Annotated in this window: 8 protein-coding genes, 1 tRNA gene and 1 pseudogene; all 10 read left to right on the top strand. The window is 68.6% G+C overall.

Annotated elements, in window-relative coordinates:
* Positions 1-160 (top strand): annotated as a pseudogene (locus J7U37_RS17375) (dTDP-glucose 4,6-dehydratase); the annotation flags it as partial.
* Between the two features lie 39 nt (positions 161-199).
* Positions 200-1,108, top strand: a complete 909-nt coding sequence (rfbD, locus tag J7U37_RS17380; RefSeq protein WP_247636536.1) for a dTDP-4-dehydrorhamnose reductase — start codon at positions 200-202, stop codon at positions 1,106-1,108.
* On the top strand, positions 1,105-1,995 hold the full coding sequence (gene rfbA, locus J7U37_RS17385; protein ID WP_247636502.1) for a glucose-1-phosphate thymidylyltransferase RfbA: 891 nt from the start codon (positions 1,105-1,107) through the stop codon (positions 1,993-1,995). Before rfbD ends, rfbA begins: the two co-directional genes overlap by 4 nt.
* Before the next feature lie 118 nt (positions 1,996-2,113).
* A complete protein-coding gene (locus J7U37_RS17390; RefSeq protein WP_056190599.1) occupies positions 2,114-2,431 on the top strand; it encodes a hypothetical protein in 318 nt (105 codons plus the stop codon).
* Between the two features lie 183 nt (positions 2,432-2,614).
* A tRNA-Gln gene (locus J7U37_RS17395) sits at positions 2,615-2,688 on the top strand.
* Between the two features lie 113 nt (positions 2,689-2,801).
* Entirely contained in the window at positions 2,802-2,999 is a 198-nt protein-coding gene (locus tag J7U37_RS25305; protein ID WP_348773002.1) for a DUF6538 domain-containing protein, read from the top strand.
* A 781-nt stretch (positions 3,000-3,780) separates the two neighbouring features.
* Positions 3,781-5,244 (top strand): hypothetical protein, encoded by a 1,464-nt coding sequence (locus J7U37_RS17400; RefSeq protein WP_247636503.1) that lies wholly within the window; start codon positions 3,781-3,783, stop codon positions 5,242-5,244.
* A gap of 367 nt (positions 5,245-5,611) precedes the next feature.
* Positions 5,612-6,421: a cellulose biosynthesis protein BcsS gene (gene bcsS / locus J7U37_RS17405; protein WP_244476838.1), complete on the top strand. Its 810-nt coding sequence runs from the start codon at positions 5,612-5,614 to the stop codon at positions 6,419-6,421.
* Between the two features lie 95 nt (positions 6,422-6,516).
* Complete coding sequence (gene bcsA / locus J7U37_RS17410; protein ID WP_056190607.1) at positions 6,517-8,910, top strand: UDP-forming cellulose synthase catalytic subunit; 2,394 nt, start codon at positions 6,517-6,519, stop codon at positions 8,908-8,910.
* Between the two features lie 64 nt (positions 8,911-8,974).
* Positions 8,975-11,497, top strand: coding sequence for a cellulose biosynthesis cyclic di-GMP-binding regulatory protein BcsB (locus J7U37_RS17415; RefSeq protein ID WP_247636504.1), 2,523 nt, complete (start codon positions 8,975-8,977; stop codon positions 11,495-11,497).
* The last annotated feature ends 152 nt before the right edge of the window (positions 11,498-11,649 follow it).

Genomic DNA, 11,649 nt, shown 5'->3' on the forward strand with positions numbered 1-11,649 from the left:
GGTGGGGTGGCACCCGACCAAGGACTTCGAGCAGGCGCTGGAGGAGACCGTGCGCTGGTATCTGGCCAACGAGTCCTGGTGGCGCCCGATCCGCGCGGGGCGCTACACCGGCGAGCGCCTCGGCCTCGGCGCGAGCGCATCGCCCGCCGGGCACGGGTGAGCCCGGCAGATGCCTGACCCGGTGAACATGCCTGAATCCATGAACATCCTGATCCTCGGCGGCGGCGGCCAGGTCGGCACCGAACTGCAGGCGCCCGGCCTCTGGGACCCGAGCGTGCGCCTGTACGCCCCGAGCCGCACCGAACTCGACGTCACCGACGCGGCTGCGATCGAGGCCGCCCTGGCGCAGCGCCCCTACGCGGCGGTGGTCAACACGGCCGCCTACACCGCCGTCGACCGGGCCGAGAGCGAGATCGCCGCGGCCTGGGCCCTGAACGCGGTGGCGCCGGCGCTCCTGGCCGCCGCCACCGCCCAGGCCGGCATCCCGCTCGTCCACGTCTCCACCGACTACGTCTTCGACGGCTCCGGCACCGGCGCCTATCCCTCGGACGCGACCGTGAACCCGCAGAGCGTCTACGGAGCCAGCAAGGCGGCCGGCGAGATCGCCGTGCGGGCGGCCAATCCGCACCACGCCATCATCCGCACCGCCTGGGTGGTGAGCCCGCACCGGGGCAACTTCGTCAAGACGATGCTGCGCCTCGCCGCCGAGCGCGAGCGCCTGAGCGTAGTCGACGACCAGCACGGCTGCCCGACCAGCGCGGGCGACCTCGCCGCGGGGCTCGCGGTGGTCGCCCAGGCGCTGGCCACCGATCCGGCCACACCCACGGGCACGCATCACTACGTCAATGCCGGGGCCACGACCTGGTGTGACTTTGCCCGCGCCATCATCGCCGGCAACGCCCGGCGCGGCGGGCGCTCCGTGCCGGTGGATGCGATCCCGACCTCCGCCTTCCCGACCCCGGCGCGGCGCCCGGCCAACTCGGTGCTCTCGACGGCGAGCCTGACGGCCGCCTACGGCCTGACGCCGCGACCCTGGGCCGAGGCCGTCGACGCCATCCTCGACCGACTGGTCGGCCCTGAACGGACACACACGGAGACGCGGGCATGAAGGGGATCGTTCTGGCCGGCGGCACGGGCACGCGCCTGCACCCGGCCACCCTGTCGATCAACAAGCAGCTGCTGCCGGTCTACGACAAGCCGATGATCTACTATCCGGTCTCCGTGCTGATGCTGGCCGGCATCCGCGAGATCCTGATCATCTCCTCGCCCGAGCATCTCGACAACTACAAGCGCCTGTTCGGCACCGGCGAGCAGTTCGGCCTGTCCTTCAGCTACGCGGTCCAGCCCCGGCCGGAAGGACTGGCCCAGGCCTTCCTCATCGGGCGCGCGTTCGTCGGCGACGACAGCGTCGCCCTGGTGCTGGGCGACAACCTGTTCTTCGGCTCGGGCATGACCGAGTTGCTGCGCAGCGCCCGCGCCCGGACGACCGGCGCCACGGTGTTCGCCTACCATGTCGACAATCCGGCGGCCTACGGCGTCGTCACCCTCGACCCGGAGGGGCGTCCCCTGCGGCTCGTGGAGAAGCCGACGGAGCCCGAGAGCCCCTGGGCGGTGACGGGGCTGTACTTCTACGACAACCAGGTGCTCGACATCGCCGCCGCCGTGAAGCCCTCGGCGCGCGGCGAACTCGAGATCACCAGCATCAACGAGGCCTATCTCGAGCGGGGCCAGCTCCACGTGGAGCGGATGAGCCGCGGCTATGCCTGGCTCGATACCGGCACGCATGACAGCCTGCTGGAAGCGGCCGAGTTCGTGCGCACCCTGCAGCACCGCCAGGGCCTCCAGGTGGCCTGCCTGGAGGAGATCGCCTACCTGCAGGGCTTCATCGGCAAGGACCAGCTCATCGCCCGCGGCAACCTGTTCTCCAAGACCGCCTACGGCCAGAACCTGCTCAAGCTCGCCAAGGAAGATCAGGCCACCCTCCTGGCACGGTGAGCAGCGCTTTTGCCGACCCGGTGAACGGACGGGATCCGCAGCGGAGAGGCGGATGTCCTGCGCCGCGGCGGACAGGGGGGTCTCCCCGAATCCGAGGGGGTCGGGTATAGGGACGGGCATGGACAACATCATCCGCCCCACCTTCGGCGCCCCGCGCCGCACGGAACAGACCGATCCGCGCCGCGTCCAGGTGCTGACGCAGCGGGTCTACGGCGAGGCTCACGGCTGCCGGGTCTGCCTCGTGCATGACGAGGCCGCCCCGGAGGGTGACGTCTACAAGGTGGTGGTCGGCTTCCTGACCGACGACGAGGTCAGCACGGTGGCGATCCTCCCGGCCACGCCGGAAGGCGAGACCGATTGCGAGATCGTCGCGCTGGCCATCCTGCGCACCCTCGGCATGATCGAGGCCCGCACCGAGCCACCCGGCATCGCCTGAGACCCGGGCCGGTGCCCCATGTCAGCGGAACGGACCCTATCACGGACCGTCAGAAGCGGGGTTGCATCGGTCCGGAAAGCCATGCTATCGCCCCTGCACCGGAACGGACCGGGTCGAAACCGCCGGGTATCGCATCGGCGCAGACGCAAAAACCGGATCCATCCTCGTGCCACGCGGGGATTTTGGGGGATAGTTTAACGGTAGAACAGTGGACTCTGACTCCTCTAGTCCAGGTTCGAATCCTGGTCCCCCAGCCACTGTCAGAACTCAGTCACTCTCGGCATTCGATACTTCGCTGAGCCGCCCTGCGGTCTGAGCCCTTTGCGACACTGGCTGTCCGCACGGACGGCGGGAGCGCGGTCTGGGCTCGATCGCCAACGTCGTCCAGCGCGGACGCACTTCCCATTTCAGACGCCGGGTTCCAGCCGACCTGCGGCGGCGCCTCGGCCGCCATGAACTCGTGTGCAGTTCGGCACGAACGACCTCCGCACTGCCAAGCTTGGGGCCTGGCGGCTATACGTGGCCGCGGAAGAGCTGTTCTCGACTCTACGCGCCCTGCCGATGCTGACCGACGACCAACTCGCCCACCTCGTCCGCGACTTCTACGACACCATGCTGTCGGACGAGAACGCCGGCCGGCTTACCCGCGGACCGCTGCCTGAGTGCGGACGCGAAGCCCGCGTTAGGCAATACGCGACGATGGCCGCTCAAGGGTCGCGAGGCGCTGCCCGGCAACCGTCTCGACGAGGCGGCCTTCGCGGAGATGATGTTGAAGTGTCAGGGAATCGCAGTCTGGGATCTGACGCCCACAGAAGCCGCCAAAGCTTGCCCCTGACCCAGCAAACCGGTCCGCGCTGAGCGCAAGCTTTTCGGGTATCCTGAACCCTGAAGGAGGGTGGATGCCATGCTTCGCAAACGCTTCACGAATGAACAGGTCGCCTTCGCCCCGCATCAATTGAAGCTCCTCCCGATCATCGACGCCGGCGCGGGCAACGACGCCGCTCCAGTCGAACGCGCTTGGGCGACCTCGTCGACGCGCTCGCCGCGCGCAACCGGTTGGAGAGCGAGGTCCTGGCCGTGCTCTCCAACCGGCGCGTGCCGCTGCTGGCGGCCGCGGACGGGGGCGGGCTCGCCTGCGCCGCTGCCCCGAAGACGATGGAGCGTTGGACGAGCATGCCGAGGATGGCTGCACAGACCCCACACCGGAGGACTGAATTTCCCCCCGAGGGATACAAGTCTAAACCGGCGCACCCAACAGTAAGGTTTCGTTTACCATTTCCGATAATGACTCGTTAACCCATCTTCGACCCGCCGGTCGAATGCGGCACCTCCGCTCGTTTGGCAGGCCTATGCGTACCGGACTGTTTTCCTCCCTCCGCAGCCTGCTGGCCTTCCTGCTCCTCCTAGCCACGGTGTTCGGCGGGCTCGCCGTCCTGAGCACGAGCGATCGGGTGACCGGCAACACCCGGCGCATTGAGGCCGAGTGGCGCGTCCAGGCGGACTTCGTTGCCGAACGCCTGGAAGGGGGCCTTCTAGCGGTCGAACGGGAACTGCTCTTCGCTGCACAGAGTCTGGCGATCCAGGCGCCCGGCGGTGATCCGGACGCGCCGGCGCGCCTGCTCGCGGCCTGGCAGCGGCTCCATCCCGAACTGGCCGACGCGCTCTTCGCCGACCGGGCTGGTGTGGTTCTGGCCGCCTCGCGTCGGAGCATCCAGGGGGCAGACGTCTCCAGCAGTCCTTGGTTCGCCAAGGCGCTCTCGGACTTGGTCGTCGGGGAGGCCGCGCAGGGAAGCCGGGCCGGAATCGGAGTCACCCGCAACCTCATCGTGGCGGCCCCCGTGGGCGAAGCCGGCGCTCCCCTCGGCATCGTCGCCGTCCAGCTCCCGCCCGAATGGACCGATGGAATCGTTGCCGGCGCCCGGCGCATGCTTCCGAACGGGGGGCGGGGCCTGTCGATCCGCGTCATGAACGGATCGGGGCGCAGCCTCCACGACTCCGGTCCAGACGCGCAGGGCCCCGAAGTTCGGGCGACCGTCGGCGACGTCGAGCGGGGCGGCGTGGGATGGCTCGTGACCCTGCGCCCTCCCGAGACCGCGGCCCCGGCGCTTCCCCTTCTGGTCCTGCTCGGCGCCGGCCTGTTCGCGGCCGTGGTCGGCTGGCTCCTCGGCGGATGGGCGACATGCAGCCTCGACCTCGCCGAGGCGCTCTGCCATCAGGAGGGCCAGAATCGGACGGTCGCGTTCCCCCTGACCCGCGACTTGAACCGCCTCACCGGATCGATTCGCGCGGCCATCGAGCGGAGCATGGTGCGCGAGCGCCTGCTCCAAGAGAAACGCGCGGCCCTCGCGCGCAGCCGTGATCGGATCCGGGCCATCCGGTCCCTGTCGGGCTCGACCTGCTGGGAAATCGATCTCGCGACCGGGAAAGTCGTCTGGACGGACCGCGAGGATGAGCAGGGCGGGACCACGCCGGAGCGGGTCTGCAACCTTGAAGATGTACTCGCGCATGTCGAGCCCGAGGATCGCGCGATCATGAGCGACGCCCTCGGCACGGTTCAGGCCAAGCACGGGGCCGTCCGCGAAGTGATCGTACGGACCCGGTCGGGCGCGGAACGGATCTCCGGCCGCCGGCTCGCCTTCCGCCTCTCGGCGGTGGGGGGAGCCGGCACGGGCCGCATCTACGCCCTGAGCCGCGAGTACTTCGAGCCACTCCTGATCGCCCCGAGCGTCGAGTGCAGCGCGGTAAGCGTCGAGCGCCGCAGCCCGGGCCTGGCGCGGCCACGCCACGAAAGCGCGATTCGCCGCCTTGGCTGACCCTGCGGGATAGGGGACGCAAGGCCGGGGACGGCACCGAGCGGCTGGCGCGGCACGCGGCGCGCACGCGACCTCACGTCGAGCTTTGAGCCCGAAACTCTGCAGAAAGCTTCTAGATTTCGTCCGAACGTCATCGGCGTCGCGAAAACACCGTCCCGCGCTCCGAAATCAGTCCTCATGAAATGGGACGTGAAACGCTAAGCTTCGATATTGAATCGCTAGCAACGTCGCTTTTCCATTCAATGCTCTCGAGTGTTACGAGCACGGACTTCACGCACGGCGATGCTGCCGAAAACAGTCTTCGCACGCGCCGGCGGCGCAAGCCGAGGAATCTCGATTAACCAGCAATTAACTATACAAGCGCTTAATGATGCAGCGCGAAAAGAGGCGCAAATTTGCCACCTCTCGGGGTTCAGCACAAGTGTTCCACCGTCTCAGAAACGTGTCGTTCCTGCTCAGTGCACTGGCCGTGGCGCCGACCTCTCCCCGCGCGGCCGACTGGTATACGGGTGCCGCTCAGCCAGAAGTCGCGGGTGACGAATGGATCGTGGCCGTCGATGCCAGTGCGACCGTTACAACCAACAGCTCCGCTTTTGGAACGATCACGGCGACGATCGCGCCCGTCGGCAACCTCCTCAACGACGGTCTCCGCGTACGCCTGCAGGGCGTAGCCGGCACCTATTCCTATCCGGGCGCGGCAGTCCGTCAAACCGTCAATGGCGTTCAGCAGGAAGGCACGGTCCTGCTCGGCTACGAGTGGATCTGGCAGCAGGCGGCGCTGGCCGGCTACATCGGCATGAACGTGCGCAGCAACGAGCTCTCCATCCTGGACCCCGGCAATCCCGTGGTCGGCACGGGCCTGGGCGTGAAAGTGGCGGCGGACCTTTATGTGAACCCCACCGAGAACACACTGTTCTCGGCCAATGCCTCCTACTCGACGCTGTTCAACGCCTATTACGCGCGCTTCCGCACCGGCGTTGCGGTGGTGCCGGGCGTCTTCGTCGGCCCCGAGGCCACACTCCTGGGCGACGAATTCTTCAACGGCTGGCGAGCCGGCGGCCACATCACCGGGTTCGCCATCGGTCCGATGAAGTTTTCGCTCGGGGCTGGCTACGCATTCGACCGTATTCGCAAGGGTGGATACTACACCAGCGTCGATGGTCGCATCGCATTCTGAGATCACGCTGGAGGTATGCCGCGCGGGCGGCATCCCATCATCCCATCCTTCCTTCGCCTAACCCATCCTTCCTTCGCCTAACCCGGAGTGGCCCCATGCCACCCTTTCTCGTCCGAACCATCTGGCTCGCCAGCGCCGCGGTGACCCTGCTGTTGCTGTCGCAACCTCTGGGAACGGACGTTCAGCTTGAGATGAGCCTCGGCGCCATTGCGGTCATGATCCTCCTGTGGCTGTTCGCCAAGGGGCGCACCGGGCGTCTGACCTTCCTTGCCATCGGCAGCCTCGTGGTGCTGCGCTACATCTATTGGCGCCTGTCGAGCACGCTGCCGCCTGTCAGCGATCTTCCGGGTTTCACGGCCGGCGTGATCCTGATCGCAGCGGAGCTCTACTGCTTCTACATCCTGGCGGTCAGCCTCGTGATCAACGCCGATCCCCTGCGGCGTCCCCCGCCCCCGCAGGACGCGGAAGACGACCTGCCGACCGTCGACATCTTCGTCCCGACCTACAACGAGGACCGGCACATCCTCGCGACGACACTCGCGGCCGCAAAATCCCTCGACTACCCGGCGCACAAGTTCACCGTCTGGCTCCTCGACGACGGCGGGACGGACCAGAAATGCGCGGATAGCGATCCCCGCAAGGCCGAGGAGGCGCGTGCGCGCCGCAAGGTCCTGCAGGCCCTCTGCGCGGATCTCGGGGTGTCCTACCTGACTCGACGGCGCAACCTCCACGCCAAGGCCGGAAACCTCAACAACGGCCTCCAGAACTCGATCAGCGAGATCGTCGTGGTCCTGGATGCGGACCACGTGCCCTTCCGCTCGTTCCTGCGCGACACGATCGGCCATTTCGGCGTGGATCCGAAGCTGTTCCTCGTGCAGACGCCGCACGCCTTCCTGAATCCCGACCCGATCGAGCGGAACTTGAAGACCTTCGAGCGGATGCCCTCCGAGAACGAGATGTTCTACGCGGTGGGGCAGTGCGGGCTCGACAAGTGGAACGGCTCGTTCTTCTGCGGCTCGGCCGCGCTGCTCCGGCGCAGCGCGCTGGACGAGGCGGGCGGTTTCTCCGGCATCACCATCACGGAGGATTGCGAGACCGCCTTCGAGCTGCATTCGCGGGGCTGGACCAGCCTCTACGTCGACAAGCCCCTGATCGCCGGCCTCCAGCCGGAGACCCTCTCGGCCTTCATCGGGCAGCGTTCGCGCTGGTGCCAGGGCATGCTGCAGATCATGCTTCTCAAGAACCCGCTCTTCAAGAGTGGGCTGAGGCCGATCCAGAGGCTCTGCTACCTGTCGAGCATGACGTTCTGGTTCTTCCCGCTCCCGCGCCTGATCTTCATGGCGGCTCCACTGCTGTACATCTTCTTCGACATGAAGATCGTCGTCGCCAACGTCGACGAGGCCATCGCCTACACAGCCACCTATATCGTCGTAAACCTGATGATGCAGAACTACCTCTACGGACGGGTACGCTGGCCCTTCGTCTCCGAACTGTACGAGTACGTGCAGGGCCTGTTCCTCATCAAGGCGACCGCCGCCGTCATCCTGTCGCCGCGCAAGCCGACCTTCAACGTAACGGCCAAGAACGTCAGCCTGGACCACGACCAGCTCTCCCCCCTGGCGCTGCCCTACTTCATCGTCTTCGCGGTCCTCTTCCTCGCTCAAGCCTTCGCTACCTACCGCTACAGCTTCGAGCCCGGCGTCACGAACCTGATGCTCGTGGTCGGCCTCTGGAACCTGTTCAATCTCATCACGGCCGGCGCCGCTCTGGGCGTCGCTACCGAGCGGCGTCAGACGGAGACGGCCCCCTCGCTGCCGGTCGACCGGCCTGCGGTGCTGAACCTCAACGGCACGACCATCGACGTCACCGTGGAGCGCATCTCCAGCGCCCGATGCCGGATCCGGATAGATGCGGTGGTTCCGATGCGCCGTAGCGACGACGGTTCGGTCGGCACCCTCGCGGCGACCCACCAGGGACACATGCCGCTCCTGAGTCATGCCCGGACGATCCCGGTGCGGGTGGCAGGAATCACCGCCGCCGGCGAGGAATCGATCTGCGACCTTGTCTTCGAGACCCTGACGCCCGGCAGCTACTTCGCCCTCGCGGACATCATGTACGGCGATGCCGACGCGATGGTCCGCTTCCAGCAACGCCGCCGCACCCACAAGGACATCCTGTCGGGGACCGGGCAGTTCATCGGCTGGGGTCTGTACGGACCGATCCGGGCCCTGGCCTGCCTGATGACGGGAACGGCACAGCGCCCTGTCGAGGAGGAGGCCCCGAAGGCCGCCGCCGCAGGCCCGCGCCGCCGCGCCGCCGATTCGGACACGCAGACGGCCCCCAGGCCGGCGGCCGCCGCGCCACCGGCCGACGGATCGCCGAGCTGGCTCCAGCTGATGGTCGAGACCGAGACCGGGCAGGACGAGGCGGAGCGCGGACGTCGGACCTCAGACCGGATGGTCGCTGCCCCGACGGGGCTGCGCAGCTAAGATGGCGCGACCGCAAGCCCACCCACGGACAGTCCATTCCTCGGACACGAGCGCGAACCCGGCCATGCCCGTCACATCCCAGCGTCGCCCCAGATCGCACGCGGCCTCAGCGCTGACGCTGGCCGGCCTGCTCCTCGCAGTGTCCCACCCGGCCCTGGCGCAGAGCTTCATCGGTCGCGGCGCACCGCGGGTCCTCGCCGTTCCCGATGCCGAGCGCGCCGGCCGGCCGTCCGCCGCCGTCCGGGCGGAGGCGGAGCCCGCGTCTCCTCCCGCTGCGCCGCCGCTGCCGCAGCGCCCGTTCCCGGCCCTGTCCAGCAGCCTGCGACTCAGCGGCGAGGAGAGCGGTCTGCAATGGCCGGTCTACCTCACGGAGGCGCAGTCTCGGGAGCACCTGCGCCTGCGCATCGGCTACCTCGCCGCGATCTCGGTGGTGCCCGACGCCTCGTTCCTCACCGCGAAGGTCAACGGCGTGGCCGTGGGCCGCAGCGAGATCAAGGCACCGGGCGCGATCCGGATCATCGAATTCGACATCCCCGGCGACCTCCTGAAGCCGGGCTACAACGCCCTGGAAGTCGCCGGTGTCCAGCGGCATCGGGTCGACTGCTCCCTCGATGCGACCTACGAGCTCTGGACCCAGATCGACCCGGCCTGGACGGGTCTCGTCTCGGTCTCCGGCGCCGCGATGGCCAACTCCCTGCGCGATCTGCCCGCCATCGCGCCGGATGCGCGCGGCATCGTCCCGATCCGGATCGTCCTGCGCAACCGGCCGGGCTTCGCCACCTTCGAGCGTCTGATCGGCCTCGTCCAGCGCTTGGCGCTCGCCGGCAGGTTCAGTCAGGTGTCGGTCGAGTTCGCCGGCGAAACTCAGGGATCGGCCGGCCTCGAGATCCACGTGGCGGATGACGGTGGCCCGGGCGGTCTCAGCCGCCAGCCCCTGACCTTCGAGCCGCCGCAGGGTGACCGGGCCGCTCGCATCACCCTCGCGGGCGACACGCCCGCCGAGATCGAGGCGGCCAGCAGCATCGTCAGTGGCCTCGCCACACGCGAACCGATGGGTAGCCCGCAGGGCCTCAAGGCCCTCGCCCTGGCGCGCGGCGTGCCGGCCCAGGGCCGGGAGACGTTGCCGTTCTCCGCGTTCGGCATCGAGAACCGGGAATTCAGTGGCCGCCTGTTCCGGACCGGCTTCGATCTGACCCTGCCGACGGATTTCGTGCCGGCGGATTACGACAAGGTCGCTCTCACCCTCGCGGGTGGCTATGCGGCGGGGCTGGAGCTCGGCGCCCAGATCATCGTGGACGTCAACGGGCGCAACGTGGCCAGCGTGCCCCTGGCGAATGCGGGCGGCGAACTCTTCCGGGACGAGACGATCGCCCTGCCGCTCAGCCGCTGGCGGCCTGGACGGAACAAGGTCGAGGTGAAGGCCCTGCTGCCGGCCCCCTCGGACCGCGCCTGCGAGGGAGGCAGCACGAAGAGCCGCTTCCTGCTCCTCAACCGGTCGACCCTGGCGGTTCCCCAACTCGCCCGGGCGATCCGCCTGCCGGACCTCGCCGCGACGCTCGGTGGCGGCCTGCCGAAGGTCGCGCCCGGCCAGCGCCCGCGCCTCGTCGTGCCGGCGCCCGACCGGGAATCCATGGCCGCCGCCGCGACCCTCGCGGTCCAGATGGCGCTCTCGGCCGAGAAGCCCATCGACTTCGAACTGACCAACGATCGCGCCCTCGAAGGGCGGACGCCGACCGTGGTCGTCGGGCCGGCCCGCGCCCTCGATCCCGCCATCCTGCGCACCACCGGCCTCGATCCGGACCAGATCCGCCAGATCTGGCAGGGACGGGCGGCCACGACACACCTGAGCGAGCCCGGCCGTCGCTTCGCCGTGATGGACGGCGCGAGTCTCGATCGCCTGCGCAACGACCGCCCCCCGGCCTGCGCGCTTCCGGCCGCGGGTCCCCGTCCGGCCGGCGCGGTCGGCCGGTCGCGTCCCGATTCCACCACGGACCGGCGCGAGCGCGATGTCATCGCCGAATGGAACGGCGCCACCGCTTCGCAGGACCGCCTCTCCGACCAGGTCGCCACGATGTCGGCGAGACTCGGCGCCGCGGCGCGCGAGAGCTGGGCCGCCACCAAGGCCTGGGCCGAGGACCAGGTTCGCGAGCCCGAGATCGAGATCGGATCGCAGGCCTCCCTGATCGTCAGCCAGGGCCTGCCCGGACGCGATCCGAATGGACTCCTGACCGTGTTCACGGCCCCGAGCGCGGCCACCCTCCAGGCCTCGGCCATCTGCCTCACGACGCCCTCGATCTGGAACCGGATCGAGGGTCGCGTCGCCACCCTCGACGCCAATGACGGCGCGCTCACCAATCACGCGGCCAAGCAGGCCCGATTCGTGGAGAGCGGGCCGGCCTCCCTGGAGAACCTGCGCCTCGTGGTTGCGGGCTGGTTCTCCACCAATCCGAGCATGTTCACGCTCATCATGTTCGCCGCCGCGATCAGCCTCGGCCTGAGCACCTCGGCGATGCTACGCGGCCTGGGCCGGGCCAATCCGGGCACCGCCGCACCGGCCCGATCCGACGATGAGGGAGTTCCGCGATGAAGCGGTATCGGGCGCAAGCGTATGCGGCTTCGCTCTGTCTGCCGCTGCTGGCCATGGTGCCGGCGGCCGCGCAGGGCCCTGCCATCCCTTTCGGGACGAAGACGGGCGAAGCCGGACCGGGTGACGCCAAACCCATCGAAACGAGGCCCTAC

Source organism: Methylobacterium sp. 37f (genome assembly GCF_023093475.1).
Lineage (GTDB): Bacteria > Pseudomonadota > Alphaproteobacteria > Rhizobiales > Beijerinckiaceae > Methylobacterium.